20 protein-coding genes are annotated in these 22,832 nt (G+C 47.9%); all 20 read left to right on the plus strand.

Translation table 11 applies throughout. The features are described from left to right. The first annotated feature begins 114 nt into the window (after positions 1 to 114). The 20 genes from alsB to murC all read left to right on the plus strand — a co-directional run bounded on the left by alsB (position 115) and on the right by murC (position 22,824). The gene (alsB, locus tag ACWA50_RS06295; RefSeq protein ID WP_431050814.1) at positions 115 to 1,053 is read left to right on the plus strand and encodes a D-allose transporter substrate-binding protein; all 939 of its coding nucleotides are present in this window, start codon (positions 115 to 117) and stop codon (positions 1,051 to 1,053) included. Between the two features lie 52 nt (positions 1,054 to 1,105). Continuing rightward, positions 1,106 to 2,659: a D-allose ABC transporter ATP-binding protein AlsA gene (gene alsA, locus ACWA50_RS06300; protein ID WP_431050816.1), complete on the plus strand. Its 1,554-nt coding sequence runs from the start codon at positions 1,106 to 1,108 to the stop codon at positions 2,657 to 2,659. Beyond that, complete coding sequence (gene alsC, locus ACWA50_RS06305; protein WP_431050818.1) at positions 2,643 to 3,587, plus strand: D-allose ABC transporter permease; 945 nt, start codon at positions 2,643 to 2,645, stop codon at positions 3,585 to 3,587. The genes alsA and alsC overlap by 17 nt, the downstream gene beginning before the upstream one ends. A 17-nt stretch (positions 3,588 to 3,604) precedes the next feature. Beyond that, entirely contained in the window at positions 3,605 to 4,282 is a 678-nt protein-coding gene (alsE, locus tag ACWA50_RS06310; RefSeq protein ID WP_431050820.1) for a D-allulose 6-phosphate 3-epimerase, read from the plus strand. Between the two features lie 69 nt (positions 4,283 to 4,351). After that, the gene (gene alsK, locus ACWA50_RS06315) at positions 4,352 to 5,242 is read left to right on the plus strand and encodes an allose kinase (protein WP_431050822.1); all 891 of its coding nucleotides are present in this window, start codon (positions 4,352 to 4,354) and stop codon (positions 5,240 to 5,242) included. A 29-nt stretch (positions 5,243 to 5,271) separates the two neighbouring features. Then, the gene (gene rpiB / locus ACWA50_RS06320) at positions 5,272 to 5,718 is read left to right on the plus strand and encodes a ribose 5-phosphate isomerase B (RefSeq protein WP_431050824.1); all 447 of its coding nucleotides are present in this window, start codon (positions 5,272 to 5,274) and stop codon (positions 5,716 to 5,718) included. A 107-nt stretch (positions 5,719 to 5,825) separates the two neighbouring features. Continuing rightward, positions 5,826 to 6,926, plus strand: coding sequence for a PhoH family protein (locus ACWA50_RS06325; protein WP_431050826.1), 1,101 nt, complete (start codon positions 5,826 to 5,828; stop codon positions 6,924 to 6,926). Next, positions 6,923 to 7,390, plus strand: a complete 468-nt coding sequence (gene ybeY, locus ACWA50_RS06330; RefSeq protein WP_431050828.1) for an rRNA maturation RNase YbeY — start codon at positions 6,923 to 6,925, stop codon at positions 7,388 to 7,390. The genes ACWA50_RS06325 and ybeY overlap by 4 nt, the downstream gene beginning before the upstream one ends. Positions 7,391 to 7,402: 12 nt before the next feature. Continuing rightward, positions 7,403 to 9,358 carry a tRNA(Met) cytidine acetyltransferase TmcA gene (locus ACWA50_RS06335; protein WP_431050830.1) on the plus strand — a complete coding sequence of 652 codons (1,956 nt, stop codon included), beginning with the start codon at positions 7,403 to 7,405 and terminating at the stop codon, positions 9,356 to 9,358. 671 nt (positions 9,359 to 10,029) lie between these two features. Then, positions 10,030 to 10,488, plus strand: a complete 459-nt coding sequence (mraZ, locus tag ACWA50_RS06340; protein WP_431050832.1) for a division/cell wall cluster transcriptional repressor MraZ — start codon at positions 10,030 to 10,032, stop codon at positions 10,486 to 10,488. A gap of 123 nt (positions 10,489 to 10,611) precedes the next feature. Further along, positions 10,612 to 11,580 carry a 16S rRNA (cytosine(1402)-N(4))-methyltransferase RsmH gene (gene rsmH / locus ACWA50_RS06345; RefSeq protein WP_431050834.1) on the plus strand — a complete coding sequence of 323 codons (969 nt, stop codon included), beginning with the start codon at positions 10,612 to 10,614 and terminating at the stop codon, positions 11,578 to 11,580. A gap of 3 nt (positions 11,581 to 11,583) precedes the next feature. Further along, a complete protein-coding gene (ftsL, locus tag ACWA50_RS06350; protein ID WP_431050836.1) occupies positions 11,584 to 11,904 on the plus strand; it encodes a cell division protein FtsL in 321 nt (106 codons plus the stop codon). Between the two features lie 10 nt (positions 11,905 to 11,914). Further along, positions 11,915 to 13,741 (plus strand): peptidoglycan glycosyltransferase FtsI, encoded by a 1,827-nt coding sequence (gene ftsI / locus ACWA50_RS06355; protein WP_431050838.1) that lies wholly within the window; start codon positions 11,915 to 11,917, stop codon positions 13,739 to 13,741. Positions 13,742 to 13,750: 9 nt separating this feature from the next. Next, positions 13,751 to 15,217, plus strand: a complete 1,467-nt coding sequence (murE, locus tag ACWA50_RS06360; protein ID WP_431050840.1) for a UDP-N-acetylmuramoyl-L-alanyl-D-glutamate--2,6-diaminopimelate ligase — start codon at positions 13,751 to 13,753, stop codon at positions 15,215 to 15,217. 5 nt (positions 15,218 to 15,222) lie between these two features. Beyond that, on the plus strand, positions 15,223 to 16,608 hold the full coding sequence (murF, locus tag ACWA50_RS06365) for a UDP-N-acetylmuramoyl-tripeptide--D-alanyl-D-alanine ligase (RefSeq protein WP_431050842.1): 1,386 nt from the start codon (positions 15,223 to 15,225) through the stop codon (positions 16,606 to 16,608). After that, positions 16,602 to 17,684 carry a phospho-N-acetylmuramoyl-pentapeptide-transferase gene (mraY, locus tag ACWA50_RS06370; RefSeq protein ID WP_431050844.1) on the plus strand — a complete coding sequence of 361 codons (1,083 nt, stop codon included), beginning with the start codon at positions 16,602 to 16,604 and terminating at the stop codon, positions 17,682 to 17,684. Before murF ends, mraY begins: the two co-directional genes overlap by 7 nt. 45 nt (positions 17,685 to 17,729) lie before the next feature. Continuing rightward, positions 17,730 to 19,058, plus strand: coding sequence for a UDP-N-acetylmuramoyl-L-alanine--D-glutamate ligase (murD, locus tag ACWA50_RS06375; RefSeq protein ID WP_431050846.1), 1,329 nt, complete (start codon positions 17,730 to 17,732; stop codon positions 19,056 to 19,058). Next, positions 19,046 to 20,233, plus strand: coding sequence for a putative lipid II flippase FtsW (gene ftsW, locus ACWA50_RS06380; protein WP_431050848.1), 1,188 nt, complete (start codon positions 19,046 to 19,048; stop codon positions 20,231 to 20,233). The genes murD and ftsW overlap by 13 nt, the downstream gene beginning before the upstream one ends. Then, positions 20,234 to 21,310: an undecaprenyldiphospho-muramoylpentapeptide beta-N-acetylglucosaminyltransferase gene (gene murG, locus ACWA50_RS06385; protein ID WP_431050850.1), complete on the plus strand. Its 1,077-nt coding sequence runs from the start codon at positions 20,234 to 20,236 to the stop codon at positions 21,308 to 21,310. It abuts the gene before it with no gap. A 71-nt stretch (positions 21,311 to 21,381) separates the two neighbouring features. Beyond that, a complete protein-coding gene (gene murC / locus ACWA50_RS06390; protein ID WP_431050852.1) occupies positions 21,382 to 22,824 on the plus strand; it encodes a UDP-N-acetylmuramate--L-alanine ligase in 1,443 nt (480 codons plus the stop codon). Positions 22,825 to 22,832: the final 8 nt, after the last annotated feature.

The following is a 22,832-nucleotide window of genomic DNA, read 5'->3' on the forward strand; positions in this document are numbered from 1 at the left end:
AAATCATATTATTTGTAAAGTTGGTATTGCGATACCGCACTTTTATTTTGTGTGTATTTTGTTCAGAACATCAAACATATAGTAGTCATTTGAAATCAAAAATGAGGACGAATCATGAAAAAGAATTTTAAAGTCATTGCTTCCTGCTTGGCAATTTTAGCTATGGCGTTTTCTATGGCAACAAAAGCGGCCGAATATGCGGTTATTTTGAAAACACTTTCCAATCCGTTCTGGGTGGAAATGAAGCAAGGAATTGAGGAAGAAGCGCAGAAACTTGATGTATCGGTCGATATCTTTGCCTCGCCATCGGAGGGCGATTATCAGTCTCAATTACAACTTTTCGAAGATTTGATCAACAAGGGATATAAAGGCATCGCCTTTGCACCGTTATCTCCGGCAAATTTGGTGATGCCGGCGGCTAAGGCATATCGACAAGGGATCTATCTCGTGAATCTTGATGAAAAAGCCGATTTGGATAATTTACGCAAAGCAAAAGGCAATGTTGAGGCGTTTATTACCACGGATAATGTCGCCGTAGGCGCCAAAGCGGCACAGTTCATTGTGGATCGGTTAGGCGAACAAGGCGGAGAAGTTGCCATTATCGAAGGTAAAGCCGGCAATGCTTCCGGCGAGGCGCGTCGTCGTGGTGCAACGGACGTTTTTGAAAAAAATCCGCAAATTAAACTGGTAGCAAGCCAGCCGGCGGATTGGGACAGAATCAAAGCGCTGGATGTTGCAACTAATGTTCTGTCACGCAATGCCAATATCAAAGCATTTTATGCCGCCAATGACACCATGGCGATGGGGGCTGCTCAAGCGGTGGCCAATGCCGGAAAATTGAATTCCGTCTTGGTTGTCGGTACCGACGGCGTGCCTGAGGCAAGAAAAATGGTTGAAGAAGGAAAATTAACGGCAACCGTAGCGCAAAATCCGGCTGAAATCGGGGCTAACGGTTTGCGGTTATTGGTCAATGCCGTAAAAGGCGGTAAGCAACTCCCGGTTGATCAAGAGCCGAAATTTGAAACCGTTGATGCCGTTTTAGTTACCCAATAATCATGATTAAAGGGAGGTAATCGTTTATCTCCCCATTTTGAATGAGGTTTGTATGAATCAACTCTTGGTCAGTATGAAAGAGATATCAAAAAGTTTTGGCGTGGTGCAAGCGTTAAAACGCGTAGATATCGATATTTATACTCATGAAATCCATGCTTTGTTGGGGGAAAACGGAGCTGGAAAATCAACCTTGATGAAAATTTTATCCGGTATCCATAAACCGACATCAGGGAAAATTATTATTAGAGGACACGAATACGAATATTTAGATCATAAAACCGCTTCTGAATTGGGTATCGGTATTATTTATCAAGAACTCAGCCTTATAGACGAACTTACTGTTTTGGAAAATTTATATATAGGCCGCTTGTTATATAAAAAAGTGCTGGGTGTGCCAGTAGTTGACTGGAAAACAATGCGGGTTCAGGCGGCGATTATTTTGTTGCGCTTGGGAATTAAAGTCAAATTGGATGAAAAAGTGGCCAATTTATCTATATCTTATAAACAAATGATTGAAATTGCGAAAGTTCTTATTTCCGATGTCAGTATTATCATTATGGATGAGCCCACATCATCGCTAACGAATTCAGAGATTGAATATTTATTTTTAATCATGAATCAACTCAGAAAAGACGGAAAATCGATTGTTTATATTTCACATAAGCTCAATGAGATACGAAAAATTTGTGACAGATACACTGTGCTAAAAGATGGCGAAAGTGTCACCTCAGGCATGATTAAAGCTGTTTCTAACTCCGATATCGTCAGATTAATGGTCGGCAGAGAGTTACAGTCACATTTCAAACAAATTAAAAGAGAAGAAAAAAATGAGATTGTTTTTGAAGTGAAAAACCTGACGGGCAAAAAGAAAAAACAAGTGAATGATATTTCTTTTTCATTAAATAAAGGTGAAATATTGGGATTTGCCGGATTGGTCGGCGCCGGCAGAACGGAATTAATGAATTGCATTTTCGGTGTGGATAAAAAAATTTCCGGAAAAATTTATCTCAATGGTGTGGAAATCACGCCGTCATCTCCCTTCGATGCGGTAAAAAAAGGGATGGCTTATATTACGGAAAGTCGGCGTGAAAATGGTTTTTTCACTAATTTCTCTATTAATAAAAATATTGCCATTTCCAAAAGTTTGAAAGACGGAGGATTTAAAGGTGCCTTGGGGATGTTTAATTTAAAAGATGAAAAGGAATTGGCAGAGCAGCAAAAAAGCAAGTTACTCATAAAATGTTCGTCGGTTGAACAAAATATCACGGAATTATCAGGGGGTAATCAGCAGAAGGTTATTATCGCTAAATGGATGGCTTGTCAACCGAAGGTGGTTATATTTGATGAGCCGACCAGAGGGATTGATGTGGGGGCGAAAGCCGAAATCTATAAAATAATGCGCGAGTTGGCCAGTGACGGTAAAGCAATATTAATGGTTTCTTCCGAGTTACCGGAAATTATGTCGGTATGTGATCGGGCGGTTGTATTTAGAGAGGGGAAAATATCCGCAATATTGGATAACAATGAAAATTTGACGGAAGAATTAATTATGAATTGGGCACTGCCTGACGGAGAAGGAGCCATTAATAATGAAAAGCAAATTTAATTTTCCTATTTTTTGGGAGCAATACGGCACATTTTTTATTCTTGCCATTATTGTTGTCATTTTTGGATCAATTTCCCCGCAATATTTTCTGACGGGAAATAATATCCAACAAATTTTCGTACAAAGCTCGGTCACTGTTTTAATTGGTATGGGGGAATTTTTCGCTATTTTGATTGCCGGAATTGATTTGTCGGTGGGATCAATTTTAGCCTTGGCAGGTATGGTGACTGCCAAGTTAATGCTTGCAGGCTTAGATCCTTTGTGGGCAGCGGTTATTGGCGGTGTTTTTGTCGGCGGTGGTTTAGGCGCAATTAACGGATTATTGGTTAATTATACCGGATTACATCCTTTTATTATTACACTGGGAACCAATGCGATTTTCCGTGGCGTGACGTTAGTGATTTCTGATGCAAACTCAGTTTACGGATTCTCTTTTGAATTTGTCGATTTCTTCGCGCAAAGTGTTTTGGGCATTCCTGTACCGGTTATTTTTGCGATTGTCATTGCTTTCTTCCTATGGTTTTTAACCGCCAAAATGCGATTAGGTAGAAATATTTACGCGTTAGGCGGGAATAAAGAGTCAGCATATTATTCAGGAATCGACGTTAAATTCCACACCTTGGCGGTATTTATAATTTCAGGTATTTGCGCCGGTTTGGCAGGTGTTGTTTCAACAGCCAGATTAGGGGCGGCAGAGCCATTAGCCGGTGTCGGTTTTGAAACCTATGCGATTGCCAGTGCAATTATCGGCGGAACCAGCTTTTTTGGTGGCAAAGGACGAATTTTCTCCGTGGTTATTGGCGGTTTGATTATCGGCACCATCAATAATGGATTAAATATTCTGCAAGTACAAACATATTATCAATTGGTTGTAATGGGCGGTTTAATTATCGCAGCCGTTGCTTTGGATCGGTTAATTAGCCGTTAATTTTATAGGAAGGCATTATGAATAAAAACATTCTAATTTCACCATCTTTGATGTGCATGGATTTAGTTAAATTTAAAGAGCAAATTGAATTTTTGGATAAAAAAGTCGGGTATTTTCATATTGATATTATGGACGGGCATTATGTGCCGAATATTACCCTTTCGCCGTTTTTTGTCAGTCAAGTGAATAAAATTTCGACTAAGCCGCTGGATTGCCATTTGATGGTGACAAATCCGGAAAATTATATTGATGATTTGGCACAAGCAGGCTGCGATATGGTGACGGTACACGTCGAAACGATTTCCGGACAAGCCTTTCGTTTATTTGAAAAAATTCGAAAATTAGGCATGAAAGTCGGTTTGATATTTAATCCGGAAACCTCGCTTGAAATGGCGAAATATTATTTGCATAAAGTGGATAAAGTGACGGTGCTGACGGTTGATCCCGGCTTTGCCGGACAATCGTTTATTCCTGAAATGTTGGATAAAATCCGCGAATTAAAACAATTCAGAGAAAAGAATCAACTGTCTTATAAAATTGAAATCGACGGTTCTTGCAATCCGAAAACCTATGGAATGTTGATTTCCGCCGGGGCAGATGTATTAATCGTCGGCACATCGGGTTTATTTCATAACGATCCGGATATTGAAACGGCATGGAATATGATGGAAAAAAACATTGCGCAGTATGGCTAATGAAAATATGGGGTAATTAAAACGCGGGTTAGTTAAAGTGCGGTCAGTTGAGATGGATTGGGGGAGTTTATGACAAGTGCAAACCCGGTGGTGATCGGGATTGATATGGGGGCGACGCATACGCGCATTTGTGTGATGAATGCGCAAAGTGCGGTGCTGCTGACCGAAAAAAAGAAAACGGCTGAGATTATTAGCGATGATTTTTTACAGGGCATTCAGGCATTTTGCCGTGCTTTTGCGGCGGATTATCCGATCAAACGGATTGTCATTGGTTTACCGGCGGCGATTTCTCGGAATCGGCAGCGAGTGTTGTCAGTGCCGAATTTGTCGATCTCACAGGCAGAACTTGATCTGCTCGCTCCTTATTTGAGCAAGCAGTTTGATTGTGAAGTGCGGTTGGAGCGCGATGTCAATTTGCAACTGATCTACGATGTCTCACATTTTAATTTGCAAGATAAATTGGTGTTGGGCTTGTACTTAGGCACAGGTATGGGCTTTGCCGTATGGAATGAGGGCGAGATTTTTTTAGGCGCGCACGGTGTTGCCGGGGAATTGGGGCATATTCCCTATGGCGATGACGATCTGCGTTGCGGTTGCGGCAACTACGGCTGTTTGGAAACCAATTGCTCCGGCATTGCGTTAAAACGCTGGTACGACAGTTCAACTAAAACCTATCCGATTGATGCGTTATTTAGCCAAGCGGAGCAGGAGCATTTTGTTCATCGTTATTTAAACCGCGTCGCAAAGGCGGTCGGTACTTGCGTCAATCTGTTTGATCCTGATGCGATTATTTTAGGCGGTGGCGTAATGGATATGCAGGATTTCCCTTATGCACAACTGAAAAAAGACAGCCTGTCTTATGTGCGAAAACCATTGCCATATAATGAATTAACGGTATTAAAAGCCACTTCTTCCTCTTTTAACGGTGCAATCGGCGCAGCATTATGTGGTAATAGATAAGTATGCTAATAGATAACCAGGAATATAAAATGAACAAAAAAATTGCCATCGGCTCGGATCACATTGGCTTATCTCATAAACAATTTTTAATTGAAAAATTAACCAGCCAAGGGCATAGTGTGCTCGATGTCGGCACATTCAGTGCGGAAAGAACCGACTATCCGCGGTATGCTAAAAAAGTGGCGGATTTGGTGGTTGCAGGCGAAGTGGAGCGAGGGATCTTAATTTGCGGCACTGGCATCGGCATTTCGATTGCAGCGAATAAAATCGACGGCATTCGTTGCGCCCTTTGTGGCGATGAAGTTAGTGCCCTGATGTCGCGCGAACACAATAACAGTAACATTATTGCCTTCGGGGCAAATATTATCACGCCGGAAAAAGCGTTAGCGTTGGCGACACTTTGGTTAAATACGGCTTATGACGGCGGCAGACACCAAAACCGTTTGGACATGATTACCCAATTTGAACAACGCTGACCGCACTTTTATCTCTCCCTGCCTCTTTTGTTGCGCGAGAATAGCTGTTTTTATTCGAAAAACGGCTATAATAATGCCACTTTCCGCTGTCATAAAAGAGGCTCCCCTTGACCGAACAACTTATCGAATCCTTTACCTTAGAACCGCAAGACAACGCGCGTTTGCAGTCGCTGTGCGGGGCGTTTGACGATCATCTGCAACGGATTGAAAACACCTTTAAGCTGCAAATTCTGCGACGTGATTTTAGTTTCACCCTGAAATCAGAGCAGAAATCCGAGCAGAAGCAGTCGGCGAAATTACTGAAAGCGGTGGCGAAGCTGATTAAGCAGTTGTATGCCGATACCGCGCCGATTAAGGGCAAAATCAAAGAACTGGATTTGGAAGATGTGCATATCGCGATTCAGGAAAGCCGGATTTTAGCGCAGGCGGAGGAAAACAGCGAAGTGCGCTCGGAATCGAAAGTGTATACCACCACGGTGAAAACCAAGCGCGGCGTGATTAAGCCGCGTGGTGCCAATCAGATCCAATATCTGCACAATATTTTGCGCCACGACATCAGTTTCGGCATCGGTCCGGCAGGGACGGGCAAGACGTTTTTAGCGGTGGCGGCGGCGGTGGAAGCATTGGAAAAACAGGAAATCCGCCGCATTTTGCTCACGCGTCCGGCAGTGGAAGCCGGTGAGAAATTGGGGTTCTTACCCGGCGATTTAGGGCAAAAAATCGAGCCGTATTTGCGTCCGTTGTACGATGCGCTGTTTGAAATGTTGGGTTTCGAGCGGGTGGAAAAGCTGATTGAGCGCAATGTGATTGAAATTGCACCGTTGGCGTATATGCGCGGCCGCACCCTGAATGATGCCTTTATTATTTTAGACGAGAGCCAAAATACCACCGTCGAGCAGATGAAAATGTTCCTCACCCGAATCGGTTTCAATTCCAAAGCGGTGATCACCGGCGATATTACCCAAGTCGATTTGCCGCGCAGTCAAAAATCCGGGCTGCGACACGCGATGGAAGTGCTGCAAACCGTGCCGGAACTGAGTTTTAATTTCTTCGAAAGCAGCGATGTGGTGCGCCATCCGGTGGTTGCCAAAGTGGTGCAAGCCTATGAAATTTGGGAACGGGAAGACGAAATCCGCCGTCAGGCATTGGCGGAGGAACGGCGTAAAGCGCGCGATCAGGAACGTTTGTTACAAGGAGAACCGGCATGAAACAGGTGATTGTCGATCTGCAACTTGCCTGTGAAAATACGGCGGGCTTGCCGACCCAAGCGGAAATCGAATTATGGGCGCAAAGTGCGGTCAAGCCAAGTCTTGATGATGTGGAAATGACGGTGCGGATTGTCGATGAAGCGGAAAGTCAGGCACTAAACCGCACTTATCGCGGTAAGGATTACCCGACCAATGTGTTGTCATTCCCGTTTGAAGCGCCTGTTGAAGTGGAATTGCCGTTGCTGGGCGATTTGGTGATTTGCCGCCAAGTGGTGGAGCGGGAAGCGGCGGAGCAGCAAAAACCGCTGTCGGCGCATTGGGCGCACATGGTGGTGCACGGCAGTTTACACCTGTTGGGTTACGATCATATCGATGATGACGAAGCGGAAGAGATGGAAAGTCTGGAAACGGAAATTATGCAGTCCTTGGGATTTGACGATCCGTATTTGAGTGAAAAAGCATAACCTGTTTTTCTGATGAAGAATCCCTTTTTTCGCCAACCATTGATTCTATGCGGTGATGATGTTTGGTTAAGCCGACAAATCGCCGCATTTTGCGCATTAAATGCGCATAAAAGTGCGGTTTATTGTGCTGCGCAACCGCCTGAAATTCTACCGCCGAATTGCACGTTTTACGCCTTCGCCCATGCTAAAAATCTGTTGGGACAGGAGTGGGATTGTGCGGTTTATGATTGCCGGCAACATGGCGTGTTGAATTTGGATTTAGCGGCGTTGGCAATAGTGGCGGCGACGATTAAAGCCGCTGGCGTATTGCTGATGTTGTTGCCTGAAGATTGGCAGACGCAAATGGATTTGGACAGCCTGCGCTGGAATGGTGCAACGCAAGCGATCACGCCGCGGCATTTTTATACTTGGTGGCAAAGTGCGGTTGAGCGGCACCAGATCCCGATTTATTATCCAACACAATCCAATCCGCCGCTGCCGCAGATTGCAAATGCGTTGTGGCAACTGCCGCCGACCGCACTTTTGCGGCAGCAACGGGTGTTACGGCAAATTTTAACTGCGCAAGCGGAGCTGTATCTGCTCACTGCCAATCGCGGGCGCGGCAAATCCGCCCTTGCCGGCATGGTCGCCGATCAATTGGCAAAGCAAAGTGCGGTTTTTCTGACTGCGCCGAACCAAAGTGCGGTGCAGACCTTGTATCAACATTGCCGCCGGCAACCGCACTTTTTCGCACCGGATGATTTGATTGCGCGCTTGAATGACAATCCACGGCCGTTTGCAGACAGTTGGCTGATTATTGACGAAGCGGCGATGATTCCGCTCGAAATGCTGGCAACGATCTGCCGCTATTTTAAGCATATTCTGCTCACCACCACCATCCACGGCTACGAAGGCACGGGGCGGGGTTTTGAGCTGAAATTCAAACAACTGACCGACCGCACTTGTCAGCTTCTGCATTTACGACAACCGTTGCGTTATGCCGAACACGATCCGTTGGAACGTTGGCTTGACGATTTATTGTTGCTAACCAATGAACTTTCTCCCACCAACAGCCAGAGTGAAAATTTGACTTTCGCTGAAATTTCACAAGCGGCGTTGGTTGCCGATCCGCAGCAAATCCGCCAATTTTACCGCCTGTTGTCATTGGCGCACTACCGCACTTCGCCGTTGGATTTGCGCCGTTTGCTTGACGCACAAGGGCAACGCTTTTGGCTGTTAAAGCAACAAAACCAGATCGTCGGCGGTATTTGGGCGTTGGCGGAAGGCGGTATTACCGACTCAGATTTAATCGAAAAAATTTGGCGCGGTGAACGTCGCCCAAACGGCAATCTGGTGGCGCAAGCGCTGTGTTTTCAAGCGGACTTGCCGCAAGCCTGTGCTTTGCGCTCGTTGCGGATTTCACGTATTGCGTTGTTACCGCACTTGCAGCGGCAAGGCTTCGGCAAACAGTTATTGCAACGGCTACTTGAGGACTGCCGTGCGGAGCTGGATTTTATCTCAGTCAGTTTTGGTTACGGCACAGATTTAGCGAATTTTTGGCAAAAGTGCGGTTTTCAGATTATTCATGTTAGCAGCGGCAAAGAGGCGAGCAGCGGCTGCTACAGTGTGATGGCGATTTATCCGTTATCAAGCTCGGGTGAGCGATTTTGCCAGATTGCGCGCCGCCAATTTTTACACAATTTTCCACTTGCCGCTCACGCTTTATTTACCACTCTGCAACGACAGATCGATTTTCCTGAGATTGATTGGCAACTTAACGCTGATGATCTGCGCCAATTGCACGGCTTTGCCCATGCCAACCGCACATTGGCGGCGACCTATCCCGCTTTGCAACGGCTGATACGAGCCGAACCGCACTTTGATTGGCAAGCGTTGCAAGCAGCGGCAGGCAGTAAAAAACAACACTTACGGCAGTGGCGCAGGGCGGTCGCGCAATGGATTCAGGATTCTGCTGTTTTATTTTCATAAAAAGAGCGTGTGATCGGTCTGAATTTTGAATAGATCCATAATCCTAACGAAATGATACTTCCGACAATCAAGCCCCGAGTCAAGGCAACGAAAAGTCGGATCATCGGCACCAGGTAAAATGCGGCGATACCGTTAACCGGCTGTTGATTCCAAGTAACATAAAACAGATCAAAATAGCCTAAACGCCTAACACGAGAGATAACGGCAGAAAGCCAACCAATAAGCCGATAAAAACCAATTTATAAATTGTGCCGGTTGCCAGCTTTCGTACAAGAATATTCGACATGATCATTCCTCATTGATTTAATTATCTTGAAATACCTGACAATTATTTGCGTACTTAACGCTCCGATCAATAAAAAATGTATTGAGAGGGGCTGTTTATCCGTTAATTTCTCGATTTGTGTCCGATTAACGGCTGAATAAATCTCAACTACTTTGTATTTTTTATTAAATCGAATAAAAAACCACCAATTAAATGCGATCTGCCTCACACAAATAATTGACAAAAAACTTGCAACAACAGTGATCAGATAATAAACTTAGATCAAAGTGGTGAATTGTGGGGTTTTGTGGGGTAAAATAACATAAAACGCCGTTTGGTGGAACGATGTGGTAACCATCAGCAGAAAACGATAATAAAACGGATGATTAATTAAAACGGGATTGCTATGTTTCGTGGTGCGACTTCAGTCAGTTTGGACAGCAAAGGGCGGCTTGCCGTGCCTACCCGCTATCGCGCCGAAATTTTAGAGCAAAACCAGGGGCAGATGGTGTGCACCGTTGATATTCGTCAACCTTGTTTGTTGCTTTATCCCCTGAATGAATGGGAAATTATTGAGCAAAAACTGCACGGATTATCCAACTTCGAGCCGGATCAACGCCGTTTACAGCGGGTGATGTTGGGCTATGCCACGGAATGTAGCTTGGATAAAAGCGGGCGGATTTTACTCAGCCCGACGCTGCGCAACCACATCAAATTGGATAAAAACGTTATGTTGGTCGGGCAGTTGAATAAATTTGAGATTTGGAGCGAAGAGGCGTGGCTGGCACAAATTGCCGAAGATATTGAAATCGGCAGCGGCGGCGCTTTTGCCACCTCGGAAGAATTAAAAACGCTGTCATTGTAAAAGAGAAAGAATCATCTTTCCGCCGATGACGGTAGCACTAGCGGGGCAAGCGGCATATAGGGATATGCCGCGAACCCATTTTTATCGTCTTATTTTTTTAGTATAAATAGAGAAATTGCCAATATGAGTTTGCCAGCAGAACAAACCGACCGCGCGCATATTACGGTTTTATTAAATGAAGCCGTGCAGGGGTTGGCGATTAAAAAAAATGGCATTTATATTGACGGTACTTTCGGGCGCGGCGGGCATTCGCGTTTGATTTTGTCGCATTTGGGCGAAAACGGACGCTTGATCGCGATTGATCGCGATCCGCGTGCGATTGCCGAAGCCAACACCATCACCGATCCTAAATTCAGCATTGTCCACAGCGCCTTTTCACAGATTGCGGAAATTTGCCGGCAGCAGGGCTTAATCGGCAAAATCGACGGGATTTTGCTCGATCTCGGCGTATCTTCTCCGCAGTTAGACGAAGCGGAGCGCGGTTTCAGTTTTATGAACGATGGTCCGTTGGATATGCGTATGGACACCACCCAAGGCATGTCGGCGGCGGAATGGTTGCAGCAGGTGTCGATTGAGGATTTGAGTTGGGTGTTGAAAACCTTTGGCGAAGAGCGGTTCGCCAAGCGGATTGCAACCGCGATTGTGAATTTTAACCAAGCGGCGCGTCAAAACGGCGAAAGCGGTTTAAACCGCACTTTGCAATTGGCGGAGCTTATCAGCCAAGCCGTACCATTCAAAGATAAACATAAACACCCGGCAACCCGCACTTTCCAAGCGATTCGGATTTTTATCAACAGTGAGCTCGATGAATTGGAGCGGGCGTTGGAATCGGCATTAACGGTGCTGGCGCCGCAAGGACGGCTCTCGATCATCAGTTTCCATTCGTTGGAAGATCGCATGGTCAAACGCTTTATGCGCAAGCAAAGCAAAGGGGTTGAGATCCCGAAAGGGATTCCGTTGCGCGAGGATCAAATCGAACGTAACCAAACCCTGAAAACCATCGGCAAGGCGATTATGCCGAGCGAACAAGAGTCGCAACAAAATCCGCGTTCCAGAAGTGCGGTATTGCGAATTGCGGAAAGAAGAGGATAAGAGATGAGCGGCGAACGTTATCCTTTAAGAAAACTGATTTTGGACGATTTATTCGTCTCGAATAAGATCGCCCTATTGTTATGGCTGGGCATGATCGCCAGCGCAGTGGCAACAATTTGGATCATTCATCAAACCCGCCAGCTCAATGCCGAAAACGGCGAATTGATTTTGGCAAAACAAGCGTTGGAAAACGAATACATTAACTTAAAACTGGAAGAGCGGGCACTGGATGATAATGTGCGGATTACTTCCATCGCGAATCGCTTGAAGATGGGCTACATCACTGCCGATCAGCAGGTGATTATCATCGAAAACAATCACTAGGGTGCTGGCAATGGCTATTTTCAAAAAAAATAAACACCGGCAGGGCGCACAGCTTAATCAGAGTGCCGGCGCTGCCCGAAATGTAAAAAGTGCGACGAAACCGATGAGCACTTTCGTCAGTTGGCGTTATTGGACGGTGATTGGCGTGATTATCGTCAGTATGGCGTCGTTGGTGGCGACCGCGGTCGACGTACAAATCAGCAGCTCCGCCAAACTGAATCAGGAAGCGGATAAACGCTCGTTGCGCACGCAGGCGATCCATTCTTCGCGCGGCATGATTTTGGATCGTAACGGTCAGTGGCTGTCGGTCAGTGTGCAGATGTTTTCCGTGGTGGCGGATCCGAAAGAGATCTTCGATAAAGGTTCGTTGCAAGATCAGGAGCGCTGGAAAGCGCTGGCTGACGCCATCGGCGTTTCCAACAAGCGCTTGAAAGAAAAAATCAGCAAAAACCCGAAAAGCCGTTTTCTTTATCTTGCGCGGCAGGTGACGCCGAGTGTCGCCAATTATGCGCGCGAATTAAAAATTCCGGGTGTCACTTTGCAGACCGAATTCCGTCGTTTTTACCCGAAAGTGGAAGAAACCGCCCATCTGATCGGCTACACCAATATTGACGGCGCCGGAATCGAAGGGATTGAGAAAAGTTTCGATAAATTGTTGATCGGACAGGACGGTTCGCGCACCTACCGTAAAGACCGCTACGGCAACATGGTGGAAGCGGTGGACGACACCAAAAAATATGATGCGCATAACGTGACCTTAAGTATCGACGAACAATTGCAATCAATGGTGTACCGCCAAATCAAGGAAGCGGTGGCGGAGAACAAAGCCGAATCCGGCACGGCGGTGTTGGTCGATATCCGCACCGGTGAAGTGCTGGCGATGGCGAATGCGCCGTCGTATAACCCGAATAACCGTATCGGCGTGAAAGCGGAATTAATGCGTAACCGTGCGATCACCGATACTTTCGAACCCGGTTCAACCGTGAAACCGTTCGTCGTTCTGACCGCACTTCAGCAAGGCGTGGTACGTCGCGATGAAGTGATTGACACCGGGCCGTTGGTATTGAACCGCCACGAGGTCCGGGATGTGGCGCCGCGCGATAAACAAACGCTGGATCAAATTCTGGAAAATTCCAGTAACCGCGGGGTGAGCCGTTTGGCACTGCGTATGGCGCCGAATGTGTTGATGGAAACCTATAAACACGCCGGTTTGGGCGCGGCGACCAATTTGGGTTTGGTCGGGGAACAATCCGGTATGTTGAATGCCGAGCGCAAACGCTGGTCGGATATCGAACGGGCTAACGTGGCTTACGGTTATGGTATCAGTGCCACGCCGTTGCAAATCGCCCGTGCCTATGTCACCTTGGGCAGCTTCGGTGTCTATCGTCCACTGTCGATCACCAAAGTTGATCCGCCGGTCATCGGCGAAAGGGTGTATTCGGAAAAAATCACCCGCGAAGTGGTGAATATGATGGAAAAAGTCGCGATTAAAAATAAATTGGCGATGGTGGAAGGCTATCGGGTCGGGATTAAAACCGGTACGGCGAAAAAACTGGAAAACGGGAAATATGTGGACAAATATATTGCATATACCGCCGGCATTGCCCCGCTCAGCAATCCGCGTTATGCATTGGTGGTGCTGATTAACGATCCGAAAGCCGGAAAATATTACGGCGGTGCGATTTCGGCGCCGGTATTCTCAAAAATCATGGAACATACGCTGCGTTCGCAAAATATCAAACCGGACGCCTTGAACGATGAAGAAACGGCGGCGCGGATTATCCGTTTGGATCAGCAACAGTCATCCGTTTCCTCAAAGCCGAATCACATTAATTAAGGGGCAGGTATGCAACGATTGGCGAAGCTCTTTTCTCTGCCGCAACTTCCCCGCCTGTCACTCAATCGCATTGAGCTCGACAGCCGTAAAGTACAGCGCGGGGATCTGTTTGTTGCGTTGCTCGGACACCAACGGGACGGGCGCGAATTTATTCCGCAGGCGATTGCCAACGGAGCAAGTGCGGTGCTGGCCCAGACGGAACACCCGCAACAACACTTGGCAATCACAACGCAACACCACGTTGTGATTGTTCATTATTACCAATTGGATCAACAGCTGTCGGCGATCGCCGGAGAATTCTATCATCACCCTTCGACACAACTGACTCTGCTCGGCGTGACCGGTACCAACGGTAAAACCACCGTGGCGCAATTATTGGCACAATGGGGGCAGCTGTTGGGCAAAACCACGGCGGTGATGGGAACGATTGGCAACGGCTTATACGGAAAAACCGCCGAGGCGGCGAATACCACCGGCTCGGCAGTCGAAGTGCAGGCTAATTTGGCGGATTTTGTGCGCCAAGGGGCGGAGATGGCGGTGATGGAAGTGTCATCACACGGCTTGGTGCAACACCGGGTGGAAGCTTTGCATTTCAAAACCGCACTTTTCACCAATCTGAGCCGTGATCATCTGGATTACCATCAAACCATGCAAGCCTATGCTGAGGCGAAGTTCCGTTTATTCAACGAATTGGCGTGTGAAAATCGGATTATCAATGCCGATGATCCGATTGGGGCGCAATGGTTGGCGCGATTGCCAAGTGCGGTTGCCGTCAGTGCCGAACCGGATCGTCATTTAACCCAAGCATATTATTTGCAAGCGACTCGGATCGATTATCATGAAAACGGTGCGAACATTGCTTTTCGATCCGGTTGGGGCGACGGCGAATTAGACAGCCGTTTAATCGGTTCGTTTAATGTCAGTAATCTTTTGCTGGTGGCGGCAACCTTGCTCCAGTTGGGATATCCGTTACAACAATTGTGCGAAAGTGTTAATCGATTAAGCGGTGTTTGCGGACGCATGGAGATGTTTACCGCGGCGGATAAACCGATGGCGATTGTCGATTACGCCCATACGCCGGACGCGTTGCAACAGGCGCTGCAAGCGGCAAGGTTGCATTGCAAAGGGCGGTTATGGTGCGTGTTCGGCTGCGGCGGCGATCGTGATCGCGGTAAGCGGCCGCTAATGGGCGCGATTGCCGAGCGGTTTGCCGATGAAGTGGTTTTGACCGACGATAATCCACGCACCGAAGATCCTTGCCTGATTTTACAAGAGATAGCTTCAGGATTAGAACAGCCGCACAGCGCTACGGTCATTCATGGACGTGAGTTGGCACTGCAATACGCGTTGCAACGGGCGCAGCCCGATGATGTGATTTTGATTGCCGGCAAAGGGCATGAGGATTATCAAATTATCGGCGAAACCAAATTGCACTTTTCCGATCGGGAACTTGTGCGGCAACTGTTAGAAGAATAATAACAATGATTAGTTTAACGCTTCACAAGTTGGCGGAAATTCTGTCTGCCGAGTTAATTTATCCTGCTGAAGAGGCAAGTGCGGCGGCGGTGTCGCAAATCAGCACCGATACGCGCAAGGTCAGCAAAAATTCACTGTTTTTTGCCTTAAAGGGAGCCAATTTTGACGCGCACGATTATTTGGCGCAAGCAGTCGAACAGGGCGCAACCGCACTGGTGGTTTCCACACCCAATCCGACGCTTACCGCGCCGCAATTAGTCGTCGCCGATACCCGTTTGGCGTTAGGACAACTGGCAAAATGGTTAAAAGCCGAATTGGCGCCGAAAACGGTGGCAATGACCGGTTCCTCAGGCAAAACCACGGTGAAAGAGATGACCGCCGCGATTTTGGCACAGTGCGGCAACGTGTTGTTTACGCAAGGCAATTTTAATAACGATATCGGCGTGCCGCTAACTTTGTTACGCTTAGAACCACAACACCAATTCGCGGTGATTGAACTGGGCGCAAATCATGCCGGCGAAATTGCTTACACCGCCGAATTGGTGCAGCCGGATGTGGCGTTGGTGAACAATGTCGCGCCGGCGCATTTGGAAGGTTTTGGTTCGTTAGACGGCGTGGCACAGGCAAAAGGCGAAATTTATCGCGGTTTGGCGCAAAACGGCTGTGCGGTGATTAATCTCGATTGTCATTATTTGGATCGCTATTGGCAAACGGAAATCGGCGCGCACCGCACTTATTCCTTTTCGGTATCGCAGTCGCAAGCGGATTTTTATGCCGACGATGTTCGCCTGCATACACAGGGTTCAAGCTTTACCTTGGTGACCCCGCAAGGAAAAATAGCGATTAATTTGCCTTATTTAGGCGGGCATAATGTCAGCAATGCGCTGGCGGCAACCGCACTTTCGATGTTGGTCGGAGCGGATTTGGCGCAGGTGAAGTGCGGTCTGGAGCAAAAGCAGGCGGTCAAAGGGCGATTATATCCGATTCAAATCAATCCGAATGTATTATTGTTGGATGATACCTACAACGCCAATGTCGATTCAATGCAATCGGCGGCGGCGGTCTTAAAAAATTATCGCGGATTTCGCATTTTAGTTGTTGGCGATATGGCGGAATTAGGCGAAAATAGTCGACTTTGCCATCGACAAGTGGCGGAGTTTGTGCGGCGGGCGGAATTGGATTTGGTGGTCAGTTTCGGCGTACAAAGCGAGGTGATCAGCCGTTTGTCGCAAGGAAAACACTTCGGCGACAAAGCGGATTTGGTCTTATTTTTACAACGGCAAATCCAACAACAATCAAATGAAAATAACAATATCGTGTTGTTGGCAAAGGGATCACGCAGTATGCAGATGGAAACCGTGATCGATTCATTAAAGGATAAATTATGTTAGTTTGGTTGGCGGATTATTTAGTCCAATATCATTCCATTTTTAATGTGGTGTCATACTTGACCTTCCGTTCGATTATTGCACTGTTGACCGCACTTTTAATTTCTTTATGGATCGGGCCGAAAGTGATCCGCCGTTTGCAAATGTTGCAAATCGGACAAGTGGTGCGCCATGACGGCCCGGAAAGCCATTTCAGCAAACGCGGCACGCCGACCATGGGCGGGGTGATGATCCTGTTTTCAATTGGTATCAGTACGTTATTATGGGCGGATTTGAGCAACGCCTATGTCTGGTGTACGTTATTTGTCCTGTTCGGCTACGGCGCAATCGGCTTTGTCGATGATTACCGTAAGGTGGTGCATAAAAATACCGACGGTTTGATTGCGCGTTGGAAATATTTCTGGCTGTCGGTGGTGGCGTTGGTTGCGGTATTTGCGATGTATGCGATTGGCAAAGACACCAATGCGACCCGGCTGGTCGTGCCGTTTTTTAAAGAGATTATGCCGCAATTGGGTTTATTTTATATTGTGTTGGCGTATTTCGTCATTGTCGGCACCAGTAATGCCGTCAACCTGACCGACGGTTTGGACGGCTTGGCGATTATGCCGACCGTATTTGTTGCCGGCGCTTTTGCTTTTGTGGCGTGGGCGACCGGTAACGTCAATTTCGCCGACTATCTGCATATTCCGTATATTAAATTGAGCGCCGAACTGGTGATTGTCTGCACCGCGATTGTCGGCGCCGGCTTGGGTTTTTTGTGGTTCAATACTTATCCGGCGCAAGTGTTTATGGGCGATGTCGGTTCGTTGGCGCTCGGCGGCGCATTAGGCACGATTGCGGTGTTGGTGCGGCAAGAATTTTTGCTGTTGATCATGGGCGGTGTGTTTGTGATGGAAACCATTTCGGTGATTCTGCAAGTCGGCTCATACAAAATCCGCAAACAACGCATTTTCCGTATGGCGCCGATTCATCACCATTTTGAATTGAAAGGTTGGCCGGAGCCGCGTGTGATTATCCGCTTTTGGATTATCTCGTTAGTCTTGGTATTACTCGGTTTGATTACGCTGAAATTGCGTTAATTTTTTCATTTTTTATTTTCTTTTCTTTTTTGGGGCAAAAGTATAATGAGCAGTCATTCCACCGATTATAGCGGTAAAAAAATCACGATTTTAGGGCTAGGCAAAAGCGGGCTATCCTGTATCGATTTTTTTGCGGATAAACCGGTGGAATTGCGCGTGATCGACACCCGTAACAAACCGCAAGCGTTACCGCACTTTGTCAAACAGAGCCATTTCGGCAGCATTCCGCAAGATTGGTTATTGCAATCGGATCTGATTGTCATCAGTCCGGGTTTGGCATTGGCAACGCCCGAAGTGCAAACGGCAATTGAAGCCGGTGTCGAAGTGGTCGGCGATATTGAACTATTCTGCCGTGCAACCGATAAACCGATTATTGCGATTACCGGTTCAAACGGCAAAAGCACCGTGACTTCATTGGTGAATGCGATGGCGCAAGCTGCCGGGATTAAAGTCGGCATGGGCGGCAATATCGGCATTCCGGCGCTGTCGCTGTTAAAACAAGATTGTGATCTGTATGTACTGGAGCTGTCCAGTTTTCAATTGGAAACCACCCATTCCCTGAAAGCCAAAGCCGCCACGGTGTTGAACGTGACGGAAGATCATATGGATCGCTATGCCGACTTGGAAGCCTATCGCCAAGCGAAATTAGCGATTTATCACCATGCGGAAACGGCGGTGATCAACGATGACGATCCGCTGACTCAGCCGAATCAGCAAAGTGCGGTCAAAATGCAACGTTTCGGTGCGCAGGGCGACTACCATTTAGTCCAACAAGACAACCGCACTTTCCTTGCTTTTCAAAACCAAGCGATTTTAGCCACCGATGAAATGCAACTGGTCGGGCGGCATAATTATATGAATGCCTTGGCGGCGTTGGCGTTATCTGACGCGGCAGGGATTGACCGCACTGCCGCATGCCGGGCATTGCGTGAATTTCAGGGATTGGAACACCGTTTCCAGTTGGTTACGCGCAAAGGCGGTATTAGTTGGATTAATGATTCCAAAGCCACCAATGTCGGCAGTACGCTAGCGGCGTTACAGGGATTGGATGTGGCGGGAACGCTATATTTACTGCTCGGTGGCGACGGCAAAGGGGCGGATTTTTCCGAACTTGCCGTCGCAGTCAACCAACCGCATATTCAGCTCTATTGCTTCGGACGCGACGGGGCGCAACTGGCGCAGCTGTCGGCGCAAAGTCAGTTGTTTGACAGCATGCAAAGTGCGGTTGCCGCCCTCAAACCGCACTTGAAAGCGGGCGATATGGTGTTGTTGTCACCGGCGTGTGCCAGTCTGGATCAATTTGCCAATTTTGAGCAGCGCGGCGATGAATTCGCCCGTTTGGCACTATGCTTGGAGGCAGAATGTCGGGTTTAGATTGGGTAAAAAATGAAAGCGAGCGCTGGTTCAGGATTACCCCGAGCAATCTGCTGTATGACCGCGCCTTATTCTGGCTGTTTCTTTCGTTGATGACCTTGGGCTTTATTGTGATCACCTCCGCCTCGGTTGCCGAAGGCAATCGCTTATATGACGATCCGTTCCATTTTGCTTGGCGTGATTTGGTGTATGTGGTGCTGGCGTGTCTGACAGCCTATGTATTCGTGTTTATCCCGGTTGAAAAATGGCAAAAATGGAGTCCGTATCTGCTGCTTTTTGCGCTACTATTATTGATTTTGGTGCTGGTGCCGGGGATCGGCAGAACCGTTAACGGTGCGCGGCGTTGGATTCCGTTGGTTTTATTCAATTTCCAGCCGGCGGAATTTGTCAAATTTGCATTGATTTGTTACCTGTCGAGCTACTTTGTGCGTCGTTATGACGAAGTGCGCAGCAAGCAGTTGAGCGTGGTCAAACCGACCGTAGTTTTGATCTTGATTTCAGGTTTCTTGCTATTCCAACCGGATTTGGGCAGCAGTGTAGTGCTGGGCTTTATCGTGTTTATGATGTTGTTTATGGTTGGCGCCAAAATTTTTCAATTTATCGCTTTGGCGGTGTTGGGATTTTTTGCGTTATATATCTTGATCTTAACCTCGGAATACCGTTTAAAACGGCTGACCTCTTATACCGATCCGTTTGCTGATCCGTTCGGTTCCGGTTTTCAGTTGAGCAATTCGTTGATTGCTTTTGGACGCGGTGAATTTTGGGGAACCGGCTTGGGCAATTCGATTCAAAAATTGGAATATCTGCCGGAAGCGCATACCGATTTTATTATGGCGATTGTCGGCGAAGAGTTTGGGCTGGTCGGGATTATCGCGGTGATCGTGCTGTTTACGCTGCTTCTGTTCCGCATTCTGAAAATCGGCAAAGAATCCTTGTTGCTGGAACAGCGGTTCGGCGGTTATTTCGCTTTCGGGGTCGTCGCTTGGTTTTTCTTTCAGGGGGCATTTAACCTCGGAATGACCATGGGGCTATTGCCGACCAAAGGTTTCACCTTTCCGTTTGTCAGCTACGGCGGCTCCAGTTTGATGATTAATGCCTTGGTGATCGCAATCCTGTTGCGAATTGATCATGAAAACCGCCTAATGCGCGGTCATGCACATTTGAGGGACGATTAAATGACAGAAACAACGGCAACGACAAAAAAACGCTTATTGGTGATGGCGGGCGGCACCGGCGGTCATGTTTTTCCGGCGATTGCGGTAGCGCAAAAATTACAACAACAAGGCTGGCAAATCTGTTGGCTCGGCACAAAAGATCGCATGGAAGCCACGCTCGTGCCGAAACACGGCATTCCGATTGAGTTTATCCAAATTTCAGGCTTGCGCGGCAAAGGCTTAAAAGCCTTATTGGTCGCACCGTTTGCCATTGCGCGCGCAGTGTGGCAGGCGCGGAAAATTATTAAACGTTACCAACCGCACGCGGTGTTGGGCATGGGCGGCTATGTGTCGGGACCGGGCGGAATCGCCGCCAAATTGTGCGGCGTGCCGATTGTATTGCACGAACAAAATGCGATTGCCGGTTTAACCAATAAATGGTTGGCAAAAATCGCAACCAAGGTGCTGCAAGCTTTTCCTAAGGCGTTTGCCAACGCCGAAGTGGTCGGTAATCCGGTGCGCCAAGCGTTGTTTGAACAGGCGGAACCGAAAGTGCGGTTTGCGCAACGTGTTGCGGGCAGCGCGCTGAAAGTGTTGGTGGTCGGCGGTAGCCAGGGCGCAAGGGTATTGAATTTATTAATGCCGGAAGTGGTGAAGCAAGGCAAACTGCCGTTGGAAATCCGTCATCAGGTCGGACAAGGCAATGTCGACAGCATTCAAGCGCGCTACCCCGACAACGCCAATGCGCAGCTAACGGAATTTATTGATGATATGGCGGCAGCCTATGCGTGGGCGGATCTGATCATCTGCCGCTCCGGTGCCTTGACCGTATCTGAAATTGCGGCGGTCGGTGCGACGGCGATTTTCGTGCCGTTTCAACATAAAGATCAACAGCAATATCTTAACGCCTGTTATCTTGCCGATGTCGGCGCTGCCACGATTGTGCCGCAAAACGAATTAAACGCTGAGCGCATTACCGCACTTTTAACGCAACTGGATCGCGAAAAATTAGCCGCGATGGCTGAAAAAGCCAAAGCGATGGCAAAACCACAGGCGGCTGATCGGGTTGCGGAGGTGGTTATCAGTGTGGCGAAATAAATATTATCATCAAATAAATGGTCGTATCGACGTACTGTATACGTCATAGAAACAAAACAGAGAATAAAAGCATGACAGAACAAGATTTTCAAACCCGATTACGGGATTTCGTACCGGGCATGCGTCGGGTGAAACAAATCCATTTCGTCGGTATCGGCGGTGCGGGCATGGGCGGCATTGCCGAAGTGCTGCTAAATGAAGGTTATATGATCACCGGCTCGGATATTGCCGACGGTGCCGTCACCCAACGCTTGGCAAATTTAGGCGCGAAAATCTTTTTTAAACACGAAGCCGCCAATGTCAAAGAAGCCAGTGTGGTGGTGGTGTCCAGTGCGATTAAAGCCGATAATCCGGAAGTGGTTGCGGCGCGTGAAGCGCGGATTCCGGTGATCCAACGGGCGCAGATGTTGGCGGAGATCATGCGGTTTCGTCACGGCATTGCGATTGCCGGCACCCATGGCAAAACCACAACAACCGCAATGATTGCGATGATCTACGCCCAAGCCGGTTTAGATCCGACTTTTGTCAACGGCGGTTTGGTCAAATCGGCAGGCACCAATGCCCATTTGGGGTTGAGCCGTTATTTAATCGCAGAAGCCGATGAAAGTGACGCCTCGTTCCTGCATTTGCAGCCGATGGTGTCGGTGGTGACGAACATCGAGCCGGATCATATGGAAACCTATCAGGGCAGTTTCGCTAAAATGAAACAAACCTATATTGATTTCCTGCACAATCTGCCGTTTTACGGTTTGGCGGTGATGTGTGCCGACGACAAAGAATTGGAAGAGATTATCCCAAGCGTCGGGCGGCAAGTGATCACTTACGGCTTCGGCCAACACGCGGATTATCGGATTGAAAACTATCGACAAACCGCGTTTCAGGGGTTGTATGAGGTGATTTATCCGTCCGGCAAACGCATTTCGGTGGTGCTGAACGTGCCGGGCAAACACAATGCGCTGAATGCGACTGCCGCGTTGGCGGTGGCGAAAGAAGAAGGGATCGGCGACGAAGCGATTTTGACCGCACTTGCCGATTTCCAAGGGGCGGGGCGACGTTTTGATCAGCTTGGCGTATTTGAGCGTCCGTGCGGCAATGTGATGTTGGTCGACGATTATGGACACCACCCGACCGAAGTCAATGTTACCATTGAGGCCGCACGTTCGGGCTGGCGGGATAAACGCGTGGTGATGGTGTTCCAGCCGCACCGCTATTCACGCACCCGTGATTTGTTCGATGATTTTGTACAGGTGCTGTCAAACGTAGACGTGTTGATTATGTTGGAAGTCTATGCCGCAGGGGAAGAGCCGATTGCCGGTGCGGACAGCCGGGCGTTGTGCCGTTCGATTCGTAATCTGGGGAAAGTCGATCCGATTTTACTCTCCGATACCGAAAAATTACCGCAGATTATGGATCAAGTGTTACAAGACGGCGATTTGGTGTTGGCGCAGGGGGCGGGCAGCGTAAGTAAATTATCCCGCAATTTAGTGGCGTTATGGAATAGTAATCAAAAATAATCAGATAG

The sequence above is a fragment of the Testudinibacter sp. P17/SS/0325 genome (assembly GCF_053570765.1).

What these genes read in the sequence shown, in the direction of transcription:
- alsB (WP_431050814.1), top strand. Translation starts at nt 115, where the DNA reads ATGAAAAAGAATTTTAAAGTCATTGCTTCCTGCTTGGCAATTTTAGCT.
- alsA (WP_431050816.1), top strand. Translation starts at nt 1,106, where the DNA reads ATGAATCAACTCTTGGTCAGTATGAAAGAGATATCAAAAAGTTTTGGC.
- alsC (WP_431050818.1), top strand. Translation starts at nt 2,643, where the DNA reads ATGAAAAGCAAATTTAATTTTCCTATTTTTTGGGAGCAATACGGCACA.
- alsE (WP_431050820.1), top strand. Translation starts at nt 3,605, where the DNA reads ATGAATAAAAACATTCTAATTTCACCATCTTTGATGTGCATGGATTTA.
- alsK (WP_431050822.1), top strand. Translation starts at nt 4,352, where the DNA reads ATGACAAGTGCAAACCCGGTGGTGATCGGGATTGATATGGGGGCGACG.
- rpiB (WP_431050824.1), top strand. Translation starts at nt 5,272, where the DNA reads ATGAACAAAAAAATTGCCATCGGCTCGGATCACATTGGCTTATCTCAT.
- ybeY (WP_431050828.1), top strand. Translation starts at nt 6,923, where the DNA reads ATGAAACAGGTGATTGTCGATCTGCAACTTGCCTGTGAAAATACGGCG.
- ACWA50_RS06335 (WP_431050830.1), top strand. Translation starts at nt 7,403, where the DNA reads ATGAAGAATCCCTTTTTTCGCCAACCATTGATTCTATGCGGTGATGAT.
- mraZ (WP_431050832.1), top strand. Translation starts at nt 10,030, where the DNA reads ATGTTTCGTGGTGCGACTTCAGTCAGTTTGGACAGCAAAGGGCGGCTT.
- rsmH (WP_431050834.1), top strand. Translation starts at nt 10,612, where the DNA reads ATGAGTTTGCCAGCAGAACAAACCGACCGCGCGCATATTACGGTTTTA.
- ftsL (WP_431050836.1), top strand. Translation starts at nt 11,584, where the DNA reads ATGAGCGGCGAACGTTATCCTTTAAGAAAACTGATTTTGGACGATTTA.
- ftsI (WP_431050838.1), top strand. Translation starts at nt 11,915, where the DNA reads ATGGCTATTTTCAAAAAAAATAAACACCGGCAGGGCGCACAGCTTAAT.
- murE (WP_431050840.1), top strand. Translation starts at nt 13,751, where the DNA reads ATGCAACGATTGGCGAAGCTCTTTTCTCTGCCGCAACTTCCCCGCCTG.
- murF (WP_431050842.1), top strand. Translation starts at nt 15,223, where the DNA reads ATGATTAGTTTAACGCTTCACAAGTTGGCGGAAATTCTGTCTGCCGAG.
- mraY (WP_431050844.1), top strand. Translation starts at nt 16,602, where the DNA reads ATGTTAGTTTGGTTGGCGGATTATTTAGTCCAATATCATTCCATTTTT.
- murD (WP_431050846.1), top strand. Translation starts at nt 17,730, where the DNA reads ATGAGCAGTCATTCCACCGATTATAGCGGTAAAAAAATCACGATTTTA.
- ftsW (WP_431050848.1), top strand. Translation starts at nt 19,046, where the DNA reads ATGTCGGGTTTAGATTGGGTAAAAAATGAAAGCGAGCGCTGGTTCAGG.
- murG (WP_431050850.1), top strand. Translation starts at nt 20,234, where the DNA reads ATGACAGAAACAACGGCAACGACAAAAAAACGCTTATTGGTGATGGCG.
- murC (WP_431050852.1), top strand. Translation starts at nt 21,382, where the DNA reads ATGACAGAACAAGATTTTCAAACCCGATTACGGGATTTCGTACCGGGC.